The following is a 14,911-nucleotide window of genomic DNA, read 5'->3' as shown; positions in this document are numbered from 1 at the left end:
ATGAGAGGAGGAATGAGGAATGAATATGAACCTGATACCTACCGTAATTGAACAAACCAACCGCGGGGAGCGCGCTTATGATATCTACTCTCGCCTGCTGAAGGATCGGATTATTTTCCTTGGTACCCCTATTAATGACGTGGTGGCCAATAGCGTGGTTGCTCAGCTACTCTTTTTGACAGCTGAAGATCCGGAAAAGGATATTAGCCTCTACATAAACAGCCCGGGTGGTTCGATCACCGCCGGAATGGCTATTTATGATACGATGCAGTTCATTAAGCCGGATGTCTCCACCATCTGCATCGGTCTTGCCGCTTCTATGGGCTCCTTCCTTCTTTGCGCAGGGGCAAAAGGAAAGCGTTACGCACTTCCGAATAGTGAAATCATGATTCACCAACCACTAGGCGGGGCTCAAGGTCAAGCCAGTGACATTGAAATTGCCGCTAAGCGTATCGTCAAAATGCGTGAGCACCTCAACAGCATTTATGCCGAGAGAACAGGTCAGCCGATTGAACGTATCGCTCAAGATACTGATCGCGATAACTTCATGTCCGCCAAAGATGCCAAAGAATATGGCTTAATCGATGACGTGATTACCTCTACGCCAACGAAATAATGGAAATTCCAAAGAGCAGAAGCGAACCGAGCTTCTGTTCTTTTTTATGACAAGAATCCTTGTCTTCTTCGTGTTTTTTCATGATGGCGAGATATTCCTTATTAAACTCATCGTGAATGGACAATTCTAAGTCTTGTAAGACCACTACCCAGAAGAAGAGAGGTATATCGCCAATGAACAAATTAGCTGCTTTAGTTTTATCAATTTGTATTGTTGGTTCGTCCACAGCTGCATTTGCCGAAACGACTGGTGGAGGCAAGCATGACAAAATGCACACCAAAGCCCATCATAAAGTCCACACCAAAGCTAAAACCAAACCAGTCCACATCAAAGCTACCAACAAAGCAACCAATGTCAAAATGCCTAAAACAGGCATGGGCGGAACCGACGAGTAAAGAACGAGGGGTATTTTACCCCTCTCCTCTTTTTCTTACTCCCTTAATCCGGAGGTAATCCAAGATGAATCCATTTGGCTTCTATTCCCTAATACTTTTCATTACAATCATGGCAGGATGCGCATATCCTCAAACCCCTCAATCTTCCAACAATTCAGCCGCTGCTAATCTGGAAACAACTACTGAGCAAACTGCGCGATCAATCCAAGCTAGTCATTTTATCTCGAATTACATTAAACATTATCCCGGTAATTCCAAGCATCAACTAACCACAAAAACAGCGGCTTCTCCACACAAGGGCATCTCCCCTGACCTTTTGGAAATCCCATCCATACACCTTCGTTCCAAGATCGAAAAGGTTGGCCTCCATAAGGGGCAAATGGAAGTCCCACATGCGTTTGACAAGGTTGGGTTATTGGATCCCTGGACCAATCCTGGTGAAAACGGAAATGCTGTAATTGCTGGACATCTTGACCATTATACTGGACCCGCTATTTTCTACCATCTGAAAAGGGTGAATCCCGGAGATCACATCTATCTAACGGATTCAAAAGGAAACAAACTTACCTTTACTGTATCAAGAGTAGCTGTGTTCAAAACAAAGGATGCTCCAATCGAAGAGATATTTGGAGATTCTTCTGTTCCGCAACTTAATTTAATTACCTGTGCCGGCAAATTCAATAAGAAAACCCAAGAGCACGCGATGCGGTTAGTGGTATTCTCCCATTTGACGAACCAAAGCCCGGCGATGGTAAGACAAGACATATCGAAATAAACCCTTCATACAATAAATCTATAGGACAAAGTGTGTAAGGGAGCAATCATGTTATGTCCATATTACTGAAGCAGCTGCTCATGCGCTTCTCCATCATTTCTTTGATTAAAATAATTGGAGCGTTTGGTCGCCTGCCCTTATTCAGACTCCTTGGTGCGGAAGGTATTGGGCTTTATCAAATGACCTACTCCTTTTACGGTCTTATCTTAACCTTTATTGTAGGTGGTTTCCCGACAGCCCTCTCCTTGGCTGTTGCCAAAAACGAGCGGATTGGTATCCGCCTGCTAAAGCTTTCTGCGGTTATCATGATTGGTTTAGGTGTAATATTTTACTGCTTTAGCTTTTTCTTCCCCTCTGTCATTTCCAAGGTATTTGGTGAAGATAAACTTATTCCGGCCATCCGATTTTTAGCCCCAGCGTTTTTAATTGTTCCAATCCTCGGTTTGATCAGAGGATTCCTACAGGGAAAAGAATACTATGGGATCATCGCCGTTTCTGAATTGGTCGAACAGGTCATACGCGTATTTGCGATGATCGTTCTCTCCTTTCTATTAATTGATTCAGGGCTGTCTTATGCTGTGGCAGGAGCAACCTTTGCGGCTGTAGCTGGCGGATTCGCCTCCCTATTATTTTTAGTTGTAATGCTTCAACGGTACTCACGAGAATTGCGGATACACCAATATTCAATTAGCCGAACTTCGCAGCCATTTGGACACGTGGATACTCCCATGTTTTTAAAAATGTCGATTGCCATTTTAGGAGTTCGTCTGTTTGGACCCATCACCGATTTTATAGACTCGATCCTGATCCCTAATCGTTTAATGGCTTCAGGACTTACCAGCCACGAGTCTTTATCGATCTATGGTATCTTTGCCGGAATGGCCTCTACGATTGTATATATACCGACGATGATTACGGCAGCTATCTCCCATATTCTCACGGTCAAAATCACCGCAGACTGGGAAGCCTTAAGAATTGATCATTTTCAGCGGAGGGTTTCCAAGGCGTTGAAGCTGGGAGTCTTTTGGGGAATTACTTCATCTCTATTTCTATTTCGTTATTCTGAAGAAATTTCCTTGGCGATTATGGGGGACAATTCTATTGGAACTGCCGTTCGATACCTGTCGATTATTCCTTGGGTAACCGGGTTGCGAGAATTATCAACCTCTATTCTATGGTCAATAAATGAAAAGAAGGTTCCCTTGTACGGATTGATTATAGGTGCGATTCTCTCATTTCTGATCAGTTATTTCATCATTGCAATTCCCGAGTACCGTTTAATAGGAGTGGCTCTTGGACTTCTAAATCTGGAAATAGTCGCATCCGCTTGGAATCTAACCGTTTTATATACGAAAACCAAAGAACCCTTTCAACTATTTCACATGGTGTTAGACACCATTTTTCTTCTTTTATTTATCCTTCTTAGTATCGTTGTCATTCAATTGATCATGCCATATTTCTCTCTAGCTTACTCCTATCAGTTAATCGTTACCTCTATCTTCTATTTTGGTTTGACTTCGCTGTACATCTTGTTCAGAACTGGCCTTTTAATTAGAATGGAATTTTTTTAACATCAGAATTTTTTCACCAAACAGGTAATTCCTCGAACCTATTTGTTTTCTCATAAACGTCAACAAGCCCAGATTGATTTTCTGGGCTTGTTTGTGTTCCATTTACTGCTCAACCAACTGTTTAATCGCGACTCTTTTGGTGTCTTTGGGATCCCCTTCTGTGTGCACTCGAGCCGTTTGAGTTTCTTCCTCTACTCCGTCAATCCAGACTGGAGTACCTTGAAAAGTAACTTGAATCTTTTCTTCCGAGTTAATAATTTGTAACGCTCGATTAGCATTCATTGTATGTACCCTCCTATTCTTGTTCTTGCTCCATCTTGAATGATCCAGACATGGTATCAGTAGTGGTTTCTTCGATTAAACCGTTTTGGTTGCTAACAGTACCTCCACCAAGCCCTTCGTTTACCATTCGATCAATGTCCATGAAGGCATCGTCTCGTGACTCATTCAAGGAATCATTCTGGCCCTGTCTGATCTTCATCATGCTATTCCTCCTGTAACCACGCTTGGCAATAGTTTGTCCAAAACCCCCTAACATAATCCAATAAGAAAAGACTTCGTCCCTTTTCGCTCTGTGGAAGCTTGCATAGAAGAAATAAAGTCCGCTCTTTCACTGCGAAAGGGAGTCACCAAACGCTTCGCGCCCCTAAAGGGGTTGGGTGGCGACTCTTTTCCCTTTCTCCGTTCTTTCGCTAGGTTTCACTTCCAAGGAGGCTGCAAGCGGACGAAGTCCTTTCTTGGCGGGCTTACGCGAAAGGAAAAAAGAATAAATTTCTTTCTACCTTAAGAAAATTTATTCTTTCCAAATCCAATAAAAAAGGACCTGTCATCACAGGTCCTTTTCTTACTTATAGAAGAATCACTAAGCCAAACGGAATACAATCCCGTGTCCGCCCTTAGGATACTCCCACTTAATATTTTGATAAGGGCATCCAATTCGGCAGCTACCGCATTCATGGCAGCCTTCATACCCTACCGCCATACGACCAACGTCTTCCCATTTATACACTTCTGCTGGGCAGAAGACCGTGCATAACTTCTCCGGGCATTTGGTAGCACACACATCATAATCTAGAACATGAAGGTGTGATTCATTGTTTGCTCGAAAACGAACCGTGTACTGTTTCGCTTCGAGAGAATTTGTTTTTTCCACTTGGCTCATTATTTCATCACCTTCCATGCTCGGTAGAAGTCGCTCACCAGTTTCATGGTGCCATGTTTTTCACGGATGGATTTAATGATTTTCTGCTGCTTTTCTTTTTTCGATGTACCGTCAACCGTAAAGAAAGAGCTTGCAGCCTCGTTCATCATTGGGATGTACTCCTTGAAATATTGAGGGAAGGTTTCAAACGTGTGGGTTGCGTCTTTGTACTTCTTCAGATCTTGGCCAACGAAGCTTTCCATGAGACGAGTGCGATAACGATCGAGCATATTCTCGCTGTAATCATTCGCCTGTTTAGCCAAAATGATCGTTTCAGCCGCTAGTTTACCAGATGTCATCGCCAGGTTGGAACCTTCGCGGTGAATTCCGTTAACCAGTTGAGCGGCATCCCCGACAACAACTACGCCGTTGCCCGCAAGCTTCGGAATCGCATGAAAGCCACCTTCTGGAATCAAGTGCGCCGCATACTCCTGAGCTTCGCTGCCTTTGATCAACGGTTTGATCATTGGGTGATTTTTCACATACTCCAATAAATCATATGGACGGAGCTTCAATTTAATTAAGCCAGACAGCGTCGTACCTACCCCTATATTAATGGAGTCTTTATTGGTATAGATGAACGAAGTACCAACGGCACCTTTGGTAGCGTCACCGAATAACTCAATCGTGCAGCCTTGGTTAGGCTCCAAATTGAAGCGTTCTTCGATTTTCTCAGCCGGAAGTTTCAGTACCTCCATAACAGCAAGCGCTACATGGTCTGGTTTAAGCTCCTTGTGGAAACCCAATTGTTTGGCCAATAAGGAGTTTACCCCATCCGCCAAGACAACCACATCTGCATAGACATCTCCATCCGGGCGATCTGTCCGTACGCCGATAACTCGGCCATCTTGTACAATACACTCGGTTACGACTGTTTCATTAATCAACAATGCACCAGCTTCAACCGCTTTGTTCGCAAACCACTGGTCGAACTTCGCGCGCAATACTGTGAAGCAGTTATATGGCTCTTGTGCCCACTCCATGCCTTTATAGCCAAAAGACACCACGGACTCTTCGCCCAACATCCAAAAGCGCTGTTCGATGACAGGTCTCTCAATTGGAGCTTCTTTCCAGAATTCAGGCACGAATTCTTCGGTTTGTTTACGGTATAGGACCCCACCCATTACGTTCTTGGCGCCTGGATATTCTCCGCGCTCAATCAACAATACGTTGAGACCTGCTTTGGCAGCTGTCAATGCACAGGCGGAACCAGCTGGACCAGCACCGACTACGATTACGTCAAATTTTTCAGCCACGTACACTCTCTCCTTCCAACTCAGCTGTAGCAGCTACTTCTTGAGCTTGTTTTTGAGACTTCCATTTGCTGAATTCTTCAGTGAGCAGAGGTACAATTTCGAACGCATCTCCCACGATTCCATAAGTAGCCACTTGGAAAATGGCAGCGTTCGGATCTTTGTTAATGGCAATAATCAGCTCGGAGTTCTGCATGCCCACCACGTGTTGGACAGCACCAGAAATACCGATTGCAAAGTAAATTTTCGGAGTAACGGTTACACCTGTTTGACCGATCTGGTAATGATGGTCAATCCAACCTGCTTCCACCGCATCACGGGTTGCTCCTACGCTGCCGCCCAATACGTCGGCAAGCTGATAGCAGAGATCGAAGCCTTTTGCATCCTGCAAGCCTTTACCGCCTGCTACGATGATGTGAGCATCTTCGAGGTTCACTTTATTGCCAGCATCCATTACTACTTTGAGAACTTTCGTGCGGAGGCTTTCTTCCTCTACACCAAACGGCTCTTCAATCACTCGGCCCGTTCTGCTGGAGTCTGGTTCGAGGGCTTTCATCACTTTTGGTCGTACGGAAGCCATTTGTGGACGATGGTTTTTACATAGAATGGTCGCCATAATGTTACCGCCGAATGCCGGACGGCTCGCCTCCAGTAACCGACCTTCAACATTGACATCCAGAATAGTTGTATCTGCTGTCAATCCCGTCATCAGATCGGTTGCTACAGCACTTGCGAGGTCTTTCCCTGTCGAAGTAGCTCCGTAAAGGAAGATTTCTGGTTTGTACTTGTTGCAAAGATCGCCTACACCGCGCATATACGTCTCGGTACGGTAATCTTTGAGAACAGGGGCATCCATCATGTATACGATGTCCGCTCCGTGAGCAATACAGGTCTTCGGCAGTTCCTTGATGTTGGAACCAAGCAAGACACCGCAAAGATTCGCGTTAATTTTATCAGCCAGCGCGCGGCCAGCACCCAATAATTCTAACGAAACACCTGCGATTTGCCCTTCATGCTGCTCGATAAACACCCAAATATCTCTATGTTCATCCAAATTATGCGCCATCTTATGCTCCTCCTTTCGCAGTGAACAATTCCTTGCGTTCGCCTAGCAACTCAAGAACTTTGGCCACCTGCTCTTTAGAGGTACCTTCGATTTTTTTGCCGCCTTCAAGTTTAGGAGGAGCAAACATTTTTCCTACAATCGTTGGAGAACCTTTCAGACCTAGCTGGGAACGATCCACATTTTCAAGGTCGTCAACAGACCATACGACTGGGTTGAATCTTGCCGCACGAATCATGTTGGGAAGAGGAGAGTAAGAGACTTCGTTGATTTCTTTTTCGACAGTAAGTAAACAAGGTAGTGTGGATTGGATTACTTCATGACCGTTTTCACGTTTGCGATGAACAATAATTCGTTTATTACTCAGGTCAATTGCTTCGATATGTTTGACGTTCGTTAGTGGAGGAATATCCAATCTTCTTGCGATACCAGGTCCTACTTGCCCTGTGTCTCCGTCAATAGCCATTTTTCCGCAAAGAACGAGATCAACCGGCTTTAACTTGGTGATTTTCTCAAGCGCTTTATAGAGAGCGTAACTGGTAGCCAGTGTATCTGCTCCGGCAAAAGCCCTGTCAGAAATCAAGTAAGCCTCGTCTGCCCCAATCTCTACACATTTGCGGATGGCACTAACAGCTTGAGGCGGTCCCATCGACAATACCGTAACAGTTCCACCATGTTGCTGCTTCAATCGTACAGCTTCTTCTACCGCATGAGCATCATACGGATTCAGAATGGCAGGAGCACTGCTTCGGTCTAATGTGTTTGTTTTCGGGTTAACCTTGATGATCTTCGTGTCTGGTACCTGCTTGACACAAACTACGATGTGCATGGAAGCACTCCTTTCGGAAGAGAAGATCAATTCTAAATAATGTAAGTGAAATGTTTCACATACTTAAATGAGGATATCAGATAAATTTATAAATCCTCTACCATAATTATATTCGAATATCAAAGAAAGTACGACAGTTTTTTAAAAATTTTTTATATTCCATCTTTAATAACGTGATTACCTTATTCACTATGGTAAATTTGTTAAATCGCTGTGACGCGTTTTCTCTCTTGAATAATTGAAAAAAGATAGTCTTCGCAACCGACTATCTTTCCAATGAATCTTTATTCTTCCCTGCTTACAAGGCTAGTCAAACTGGTTACTGCCTGGGACGCGTCAGGGCCTTCAGCAGAAATGGTGATTTCCGTACCAGAGCTAATAGCCAAGCTCATAATCCCCATAATGCTTTTGGCATTGACCTTTTTGGAATCCTTCTCTACGAAGATTTCCGAAGCAAAACGATTAGCTTCCTGCACGAAAAATGCAGCCGGTCTCGCTTGTAGACCTGTTTTTAAATTGACCCGAACTTCCTGTCTTACCATCGGTGAACCTCCTTACATTCAACTGATTATCAGTAGTATACCATGTTATGGTACAGAAATATTTTGTTTTTCTCTCAATTTGTCAGCGATTTCATTAATTTTTCGAAGTCTGTGATTAATTCCTGACTTGCTGACAACACCGCTGGGAATCATTTCTCCCAATTCCTTCAGATTAATGTCAGGATGCACCAAACGGAGCTCGGCTACCTCACGAAGTCTTGGTGGAAGATTCTCCAAGCCAATCTCACGCGCGATTAATTGGATGTTTTCCATCTGTCTTGTCGCGGCGTTGACCGTCTTGTTAATATTCGCAATCTCACAATTGTGCAGTCGATTGACCGAATTGCGCATATCTTTGACGATCCGTACATCCTCGAAATACAACAGGGCCTGGTGTGCGCCGATAAGGCTTAAAAAATCGGTAATTTTCTCGCCTTCCTTGATATACATCACATAGCCTTTTTTGCGTTCGATGCATTTGGCGTTCAGACGATAACGATTAGCCAGCTTGGTCAGTGCTTCACAGAAATCTTGATAGGACGTAAAAATCTCCAAATGGTAGCTAGATGCCTCCGGATGGTTAACCGATCCGCCGGCGAGGAACGCTCCGCGCAAATAAGCGCCGCGGCAACAAGATTTGGCCACAATGTCAGTGGAAATCCCCGGATAAAATGACAACGAGGTCTTATCCATAATGCGCAAATCTTCGAGGATTTCCATTGCGTGATACGGAACCCGCACGATGTAGACATTGTTCTTCTTGAGTCGCATTTTTTTACGGACTAGCAATTCCGCATGGGCCTGAAACAACTTCTTGATTAACGTATAGATGCGTCTGGCAATCGCCGCATTCTCGGTTGAAACATCAAGAACAAATCGTCCCGTTCCAAATTGTATACTTCCATTCATCCTGATTAGTGCAGCAAGTTCCGCACGGCTACAACAATCCGGAGCTTCAAGCATTGTTAATTCCTTCTTGGTATGTGCGGCGAATGACATGTTTTCACTTCTTTCGTTGTTTAGATAGAGCGACTATGCGTTCGCTGACGGCTGCTGCATTATGACGTAAATACCCATCTCCGTATGCGATTAAATTCTCTGCAATTATTGGAACACCGAATTCTTTTAGCTCCGCCATATCACAGCGGACAGGAGATGCTCCCTTTTCGGCGTATTTCTCTAATACATAAGGCGGAACAACTGCATTATTGACGACAATCATATCCAAAAATGGTATTCCCACATGGTCGATCATGACTCTGACGTGATCGGAAGCGGAGAAACCATCCGTCTCACCGGGCTGAGTCATCACGTTGCATATATAAATCTTCGGAGCTGATGAGGCTTGCAGCTCCTGAAACAAGCCTTTTACTAACAAATTCGGCAAGATACTGGTGTATAGACTTCCAGGACCAATCAAAATGACATCCGCATCGGCAATTGCGCGGGAAGCCTCCGCAAGCGGAACCACATCTTCCGGCTCCAGAAAGACACGTTTGATTTTCTTTCCCGCCTTCGGGATCTGCGACTCACCAGATATGATGGAGCCATCCTCCATTTCGGCTTTTAACTGAATAGATTGATTGGCTGCGGGCAATACGTCTCCGCGCACTGCGAGAACACGACTCAGTCCTTTGACCGCAGTTACAAAATCTCCGGTGATTTCATTCATTGCAGCAATTAATAGATTTCCCAGATTATGCCCTGCTAATCCAGTTCCATTGGCAAAACGATATTGCATTACCTTTTCCATCAATGGTTCTGTATCTGCTAATGCCGTCAGCACATTGCGTATATCTCCTGGCGGAAGCATATCCATCTCTTCCCGCAGCCGTCCCGAACTCCCACCGTCATCGGCTACAGTAACAATCGCCGTTATATGAACCGGCTCTTGTTTTAGTCCACGCAAAAGAACAGACAACCCCGTTCCACCGCCAATTATAACAATTCGCAGTTGTTCTTGTGTCTGTTTTCCCCTTTTCCTTGCTGTCATAGTTCACCTCAATTTCCCCACATGGGAATATGATCATGCGTCCTCTCCCGACAATGTCCGATTCTGTTTCATGTATATTTATTTATTTTTCTCTATGTCACGATGAGAAACACGAACAGAATATTCCCTGCTATAATAATTCCCGATATATTCGGTAATAGCGACCGATCGATGTTTCCCTCCTGTGCAGCCAATGCCGATCACCAGTTGACTTTTTCCTTCCCGTTGATAATGAGGAATCGTAAAGGATAGGAAGTCAAGAAGCTTCGTTAAGAACTCTTGTGTCTCGCTCCATTTCATGACGTAATTGGAGACATCCGCATCACAGCCTGTTTTGGGCCTCAAATCATCAACATAATGCGGATTAGGCAAAAAACGCACATCAAATACCAGGTCTGCATCAATCGGGATCCCGTATTTAAAGCCAAACGAAAGCACGTTTATCGTTAGCTGCGAGCTTTGTTGAGAGTATTGATTAATGATTATCTCCCGCAATTGAGCAGGCTTCAACTGAGATGTATCAATGATTTGACTTGCGCGTCCTTTGATTTCCTGAAGGATTTTTCGTTCCAGATGAATTCCTTCCAATGGCGATCCATTCGGAGAGAGCGGATGTCTGCGCCTTGTTTCTTTATAGCGTGTCACGAGTGTCTGGTCGTTGGCATCAAGATAAAGGATCTGGAAGGTAATACCCTCCATCTCGCTTAATTTATCAATTTCCCCAAAAAGGTTTTCGAAAAATTCACGACCTCGCAAATCAATGACAAGGGCGACTCGTTCAATTCCACCGCCCGATTGCTTAATTAATTCGGCAAACTTTGGAATCAGGATCGGGGGTAGGTTATCTACGCAAAAAAAGCCTAGATCTTCAAGGCTTTGTACAGCCACCGTTTTGCCAGCGCCGGACATCCCCGTAATGATCAAAAGATTAACTGCGCGTTCCTTACTTTGTTCGTTCACGTTCTCGCCTCCTCTGATTCTTCAATAAGAATACCACATTCACACATCTATTCGAAGTCTTGATTGCCTGTTGTTTATTGACAAAGAAAACAGGACCTTCTTCAAAAAAAAGAGCGAGGCTATCGTCAGCCTCGCTTTAAAGTAACGTATAGAAAAGGGGGTTAATTCATGTCTTTATAGTAACCCTCTAATATTTCAGGAATGTTACAAACGGATTAAGAGATTGTGACGTTTTGCTCTTTTAGTTTTTCGTTCAAGGATTCAACGTAGTGTTGGGCCGCTTGAGCAGCAATGGAACCATCCCCCGTAGCCGTTACTACCTGACGGAGAGTTTTTTCCCGTACGTCTCCCGCCGCGAAAATTCCAGCTACCTTGGTATGCATTTGGTCATCGGTTAAGATATAACCAGCTTCGTTGGTAATGCCGAGGTTTTGAACAGCAGCAGAAAGTGGATCCATTCCTACATAGATGAAAGCACCATTGGCAGGAAATTCACGTTGCTCGCCTGTTTGAACGTCCTCAAGCAAAACGCTTTGAACAACACCTTCACCACGGATTTCTTTTACTACGGAATTCCAGATCACATCAATTTTTTCGTTTTCAAACGCACGTTTTTGCAAGATTTTTTGGGCGCGAAGCTCATCACGTCGATGGATGATCGTTACTTTGGTCGCAAATCGAGTGAGGAATACGGCCTCTTCTACCGCCGAGTCACCACCGCCGACAACCACTAGTTCTTTATTGCGGAAGAAAGCCCCGTCACATACTGCACAGTAGGATACACCGCGTCCGGATAATTCTTTTTCACCTTGTGCGCCAAGCAGACGGTGCTCTGCCCCTGTTGCCACAATGACGGATTTGGCCAAATACTCTTTGCCGCCTGCCACTACTGTTTTATAGGGTTCACCATCGCGGATTTCTTCAATGTCTCCATAGGCATACTCGGCGCCAAATTTTTTCGCGTGCTCAAACATTTTATTGGAGAGGTCAGGACCAAGAATGCTTTCAAAACCTGGGTAGTTCTCAATATCTTCTGTGTTGGCCATTTGACCGCCAGGAATCCCACGCTCGATCATTAGCGTAGACATATTCGCGCGAGATGTATATACAGCCGCTGTCATTCCAGCAGGTCCAGCACCAGCAATAATCACGTCATATACTTTAGCTTGTTCACTCATTCTAACTACCTCCGAGGAAAAATCTTTGAAAGAAGATTTAGGTTCTACTTTAGATTTATTATAAAGTTAGAATTTATATAAATCAATACTCTTTAATTCTTTTATGCATTTCGAGATCGTGGTTGAGGATACATTATACTTCTGGGCAAGCTCTTCTTGTGTCTGCTTGGCTTGTTTCTTTTTGGCGAATAGGTACTCCAGTGCTGCGATCCAGGCAACAATCTTACGGATAGAGGTTTTCTCGGGCCTCGCTTCAGAGACTTGATTGCAATACGCTTTCCAAATGCGATCTGCCCATTTCCCGAACTCCCTGTCCCCTCTTTCCACCTGATCCTGGATCAGTTCAATGACCATTTGTTCCGATTCCGTCAGCGTTCTTTCGATGGATACAGGTGTCTCTCCATCTATAGGATATTGTTCCTCTAATTCACTCAGGGTTAACAAAGCTAATTTTTGTAATTCAGGGTTCGTGGTCGTTTGGCTAAAATGATAAAGGGTTGTCTTGGCCTCTTCATCTCCAATCATAGCCAATGTCTGGATCACCATCTGCTTGGCGTCTTCCTTGCCATGCTGGAGAGCCCAAAGCAATGATGCCCGGATCATCGGGTCATCCCGCATCTCATCAAAATTTGTCCAGTTATCCTGCTTGGATTTAATCATCGGCTGATATTGGTAGGGAATAGACTCTTTCACTCCCTCTGTTGTCTTGTTACGCAGCATGTTCAGATAGTGGTCGGCAACCCCGGACAGAGGATCCAATTGCTTCGCCTTCATCCACCACTTCATGGCTTGCTGGTCATGATCCGATAAGTAAGCGGAGATCGCCGCATAGTGGTATGTCGCTGCATCCACGAAATAGGGAAACCTCATCAATCGCAAATAAAAACGATACGCATCCTCATGCTGACCTAGAATCCCCATTGTCGTTGCCAGTTTATAGGCATGCTCTGGATGGAAAGGAACAACCTTTGTTAGTTGAGAAATAATCGGAAGCAAATCAGATACATTGTTCTGGTGGGAGAACAATACCGCTAGGTTACAGAGCGCATGCAGGTTCCCCGGGTCCCGATCAATCGTTTCCAAAATAATCTTAAGCGCCTTATCAAAATCACCTGAATAATAGTAAGCCAACGCCAGATTGTTCCAGGCTGGCATAAACTTCGGGTCTAATTCGTTTATTTCCGATAAAAGCAGAATCGCTTCAAGAAAACGTCCTTCTTCCAAGCATTTTCTCGCTTGCTCATGTTTCGCAGCAATCGCATCTTCTGAGAAGTCGAGAAAATGACGGGGAGGCATGTCTAATTCAAAATAGATATAATCCAGCAATTCCTCAGCTTCTTCTACAAATGTCCGATTCTTGGTGTTTTGTAAGTACTTGAGCGTCATTTCTTCAGCCGTCTCAAAATCCTCTATGTTCGCGTAATTATTCGCCAAATAAAAATAGACATCTTCCATTTTCGGATCGATGTTGTCAAGAACATCATGCAACAGCTCATTTGATTCTTCAAACTTGCCCATCTCTGCAAGGATACTGGCCATATGACATTGATAGGTTGCATTGTTTGGATCCAGTTCGATCGCACGACGAAAACATCTTATCGCTTTGTCGTACTCAAAACGCCTTGACAGGCGCAGCCCTCTTTCTATAAAAAAGGACGCATCACGCTGGAAGGTGATAATCGTGTTATTCTTTGCGTCTTTACTACTAATTTTCATATGACCTCCGTACTTCTTGAAGCTATACCCTACTGTATCGTACCAAATCCAATTCTGAGCCTCAAGTATAAACACTGATGCTCACTTATCAAAACAATCATTTTGGGGAAAAAGCAACAAACACCACTTGCCTACGAAGCAGAGTGGTGTTTTATCTCATTGAGTTATGATTTTATTAAGTGAACCCGGTACGGGTGAGAGACCTTGAAATACAAATGGAGCGGACGACGGGTCTCGAACCCGCGACCTTCGCCTTGGCAAGGCGACGCTCTACCAATTGAGCTACGTCCGCAAAATGTAAGTCTTATTCAATTCACCAAGAAAAACAATGGTGAGCCATGAAGGACTCGAACCTTCGACCCTCTGATTAAAAGTCAGATGCTCTACCAACTGAGCTAATGGCTCGTACATGATGGTGGCTCGGGACGGAATCGAACCGCCGACACGAGGATTTTCAGTCCTCTGCTCTACCGACTGAGCTACCGAGCCATATGTACTAAGGTTTGTTTGTCAGGCCATTTTATCGGTAAGGCAAGTAAAATGGCGGAGCTGACGGGACTCGAACCCGCGACCTCCGGTGTGACAGACCGGCGTGAACTCCAACTTCACCACAGCTCCATAGAAGGTTTGTACCTTCAAAACTGGATACACTCGATATGCTAAGAGATTAAAACGTGGATAAGTCCTCGACCGATTAGTATTCGTCAGCTCCATGCGTTACCGCACTTCCACACCGAACCTATCAACCTCATCGTCTATGAGGGGTCTTACTAGCTTGCGCTATGGGAAGTCTCATCTTGAAGGGGGCTTCACGCTTAG

Annotated in this window: 16 protein-coding genes, 4 tRNA genes and 1 rRNA gene; 4 read left to right on the top strand and 17 right to left on the bottom strand. The window is 44.5% G+C overall.

The genetic code is table 11. The features are described from left to right. The first annotated feature begins 25 nt into the window (after positions 1-25). The 4 genes from clpP to ACQCN2_RS11535 all read left to right on the top strand — a co-directional run bounded on the left by clpP (position 26) and on the right by ACQCN2_RS11535 (position 3,357). Positions 26-616 carry an ATP-dependent Clp endopeptidase proteolytic subunit ClpP gene (gene clpP / locus ACQCN2_RS11550; RefSeq protein ID WP_426929401.1) on the top strand — a complete coding sequence of 197 codons (591 nt, stop codon included), beginning with the start codon at positions 26-28 and terminating at the stop codon, positions 614-616. 173 nt (positions 617-789) lie between these two features. After that, positions 790-1,011 carry a hypothetical protein gene (locus tag ACQCN2_RS11545; protein ID WP_426929069.1) on the top strand — a complete coding sequence of 74 codons (222 nt, stop codon included), beginning with the start codon at positions 790-792 and terminating at the stop codon, positions 1,009-1,011. A gap of 64 nt (positions 1,012-1,075) precedes the next feature. After that, positions 1,076-1,786 carry a class F sortase gene (locus tag ACQCN2_RS11540; protein ID WP_426929068.1) on the top strand — a complete coding sequence of 237 codons (711 nt, stop codon included), beginning with the start codon at positions 1,076-1,078 and terminating at the stop codon, positions 1,784-1,786. Between the two features lie 53 nt (positions 1,787-1,839). After that, complete coding sequence (locus ACQCN2_RS11535; RefSeq protein WP_426929067.1) at positions 1,840-3,357, top strand: oligosaccharide flippase family protein; 1,518 nt, start codon at positions 1,840-1,842, stop codon at positions 3,355-3,357. A gap of 102 nt (positions 3,358-3,459) precedes the next feature. Here ACQCN2_RS11535 and ACQCN2_RS11530 read toward each other — a convergent pair whose 3' ends face one another. The 17 genes from ACQCN2_RS11530 to ACQCN2_RS11450 form a co-directional block, all read right to left on the bottom strand. Next, positions 3,460-3,639, bottom strand: a complete 180-nt coding sequence (locus tag ACQCN2_RS11530; RefSeq protein ID WP_426929066.1) for an H-type small acid-soluble spore protein — start codon at positions 3,637-3,639, stop codon at positions 3,460-3,462. A 13-nt stretch (positions 3,640-3,652) separates the two neighbouring features. Then, positions 3,653-3,838: a hypothetical protein gene (locus ACQCN2_RS11525; RefSeq protein WP_426929400.1), complete on the bottom strand. Its 186-nt coding sequence runs from the start codon at positions 3,836-3,838 to the stop codon at positions 3,653-3,655. 381 nt (positions 3,839-4,219) lie between these two features. After that, positions 4,220-4,537 carry a ferredoxin family protein gene (locus ACQCN2_RS11520; protein WP_426929065.1) on the bottom strand — a complete coding sequence of 106 codons (318 nt, stop codon included), beginning with the start codon at positions 4,535-4,537 and terminating at the stop codon, positions 4,220-4,222. Further along, a complete protein-coding gene (locus ACQCN2_RS11515; protein WP_426929064.1) occupies positions 4,519-5,814 on the bottom strand; it encodes an FAD-dependent oxidoreductase in 1,296 nt (431 codons plus the stop codon). Before ACQCN2_RS11515 ends, ACQCN2_RS11520 begins: the two co-directional genes overlap by 19 nt. Next, on the bottom strand, positions 5,807-6,877 hold the full coding sequence (locus ACQCN2_RS11510; RefSeq protein ID WP_426929063.1) for an electron transfer flavoprotein subunit alpha/FixB family protein: 1,071 nt from the start codon (positions 6,875-6,877) through the stop codon (positions 5,807-5,809). The genes ACQCN2_RS11515 and ACQCN2_RS11510 overlap by 8 nt, the downstream gene beginning before the upstream one ends. 1 nt (position 6,878) lies before the next feature. Beyond that, positions 6,879-7,703: an electron transfer flavoprotein subunit beta/FixA family protein gene (locus tag ACQCN2_RS11505; RefSeq protein ID WP_426929062.1), complete on the bottom strand. Its 825-nt coding sequence runs from the start codon at positions 7,701-7,703 to the stop codon at positions 6,879-6,881. Positions 7,704-7,987: 284 nt separating this feature from the next. Continuing rightward, positions 7,988-8,245: an HPr family phosphocarrier protein gene (locus ACQCN2_RS11500; protein WP_426929061.1), complete on the bottom strand. Its 258-nt coding sequence runs from the start codon at positions 8,243-8,245 to the stop codon at positions 7,988-7,990. A gap of 45 nt (positions 8,246-8,290) precedes the next feature. Continuing rightward, positions 8,291-9,244 carry a DNA-binding protein WhiA gene (gene whiA / locus ACQCN2_RS11495; RefSeq protein ID WP_426929060.1) on the bottom strand — a complete coding sequence of 318 codons (954 nt, stop codon included), beginning with the start codon at positions 9,242-9,244 and terminating at the stop codon, positions 8,291-8,293. 4 nt (positions 9,245-9,248) lie between these two features. Continuing rightward, positions 9,249-10,238, bottom strand: coding sequence for a gluconeogenesis factor YvcK family protein (locus ACQCN2_RS11490; RefSeq protein WP_426929059.1), 990 nt, complete (start codon positions 10,236-10,238; stop codon positions 9,249-9,251). A 78-nt stretch (positions 10,239-10,316) separates the two neighbouring features. Continuing rightward, positions 10,317-11,198 (bottom strand): RNase adapter RapZ, encoded by an 882-nt coding sequence (gene rapZ, locus ACQCN2_RS11485; protein ID WP_426929058.1) that lies wholly within the window; start codon positions 11,196-11,198, stop codon positions 10,317-10,319. A 215-nt stretch (positions 11,199-11,413) separates the two neighbouring features. Beyond that, on the bottom strand, positions 11,414-12,376 hold the full coding sequence (gene trxB / locus ACQCN2_RS11480; RefSeq protein WP_426929057.1) for a thioredoxin-disulfide reductase: 963 nt from the start codon (positions 12,374-12,376) through the stop codon (positions 11,414-11,416). A gap of 66 nt (positions 12,377-12,442) precedes the next feature. Then, complete coding sequence (locus ACQCN2_RS11475; protein WP_426929056.1) at positions 12,443-14,092, bottom strand: tetratricopeptide repeat protein; 1,650 nt, start codon at positions 14,090-14,092, stop codon at positions 12,443-12,445. Between the two features lie 216 nt (positions 14,093-14,308). Further along, a tRNA-Gly gene (locus tag ACQCN2_RS11470) sits at positions 14,309-14,384 on the bottom strand. 37 nt (positions 14,385-14,421) lie between these two features. Beyond that, a tRNA-Lys gene (locus ACQCN2_RS11465) sits at positions 14,422-14,497 on the bottom strand. A gap of 8 nt (positions 14,498-14,505) precedes the next feature. Next, positions 14,506-14,581 (bottom strand) — tRNA-Phe (locus ACQCN2_RS11460). A gap of 52 nt (positions 14,582-14,633) precedes the next feature. Further along, positions 14,634-14,710, bottom strand: a tRNA-Asp gene (locus ACQCN2_RS11455). A gap of 56 nt (positions 14,711-14,766) precedes the next feature. Then, positions 14,767-14,911, bottom strand: a 23S ribosomal RNA gene (locus ACQCN2_RS11450); the annotation flags it as partial.

The organism is Brevibacillus ginsengisoli (assembly GCF_050113715.1).
Taxonomy (GTDB): domain Bacteria; phylum Bacillota; class Bacilli; order Brevibacillales; family Brevibacillaceae; genus Brevibacillus_H; species Brevibacillus_H ginsengisoli.
Note: the sequence above shows the minus strand (reverse complement) of the source record. Positions and strands in the feature narration are given on the sequence as shown.

What these genes read in the sequence shown, in the direction of transcription:
- ACQCN2_RS11475 (WP_426929056.1), bottom strand. Translation starts at nt 14,092, where the DNA reads ATGAAAATTAGTAGTAAAGACGCAAAGAATAACACGATTATCACCTTC.
- ACQCN2_RS11520 (WP_426929065.1), bottom strand. Translation starts at nt 4,537, where the DNA reads ATGGAAGGTGATGAAATAATGAGCCAAGTGGAAAAAACAAATTCTCTC.
- ACQCN2_RS11510 (WP_426929063.1), bottom strand. Translation starts at nt 6,877, where the DNA reads ATGGCGCATAATTTGGATGAACATAGAGATATTTGGGTGTTTATCGAG.
- ACQCN2_RS11530 (WP_426929066.1), bottom strand. Translation starts at nt 3,639, where the DNA reads ATGAATGCTAATCGAGCGTTACAAATTATTAACTCGGAAGAAAAGATT.
- ACQCN2_RS11505 (WP_426929062.1), bottom strand. Translation starts at nt 7,703, where the DNA reads ATGCACATCGTAGTTTGTGTCAAGCAGGTACCAGACACGAAGATCATC.
- ACQCN2_RS11500 (WP_426929061.1), bottom strand. Translation starts at nt 8,245, where the DNA reads ATGGTAAGACAGGAAGTTCGGGTCAATTTAAAAACAGGTCTACAAGCG.
- whiA (WP_426929060.1), bottom strand. Translation starts at nt 9,244, where the DNA reads ATGTCATTCGCCGCACATACCAAGAAGGAATTAACAATGCTTGAAGCT.
- ACQCN2_RS11545 (WP_426929069.1), top strand. Translation starts at nt 790, where the DNA reads ATGAACAAATTAGCTGCTTTAGTTTTATCAATTTGTATTGTTGGTTCG.
- ACQCN2_RS11525 (WP_426929400.1), bottom strand. Translation starts at nt 3,838, where the DNA reads ATGAAGATCAGACAGGGCCAGAATGATTCCTTGAATGAGTCACGAGAC.
- ACQCN2_RS11535 (WP_426929067.1), top strand. Translation starts at nt 1,840, where the DNA reads ATGTCCATATTACTGAAGCAGCTGCTCATGCGCTTCTCCATCATTTCT.
- trxB (WP_426929057.1), bottom strand. Translation starts at nt 12,376, where the DNA reads ATGAGTGAACAAGCTAAAGTATATGACGTGATTATTGCTGGTGCTGGA.
- ACQCN2_RS11540 (WP_426929068.1), top strand. Translation starts at nt 1,076, where the DNA reads ATGAATCCATTTGGCTTCTATTCCCTAATACTTTTCATTACAATCATG.
- ACQCN2_RS11490 (WP_426929059.1), bottom strand. Translation starts at nt 10,238, where the DNA reads ATGACAGCAAGGAAAAGGGGAAAACAGACACAAGAACAACTGCGAATT.
- clpP (WP_426929401.1), top strand. Translation starts at nt 26, where the DNA reads ATGAACCTGATACCTACCGTAATTGAACAAACCAACCGCGGGGAGCGC.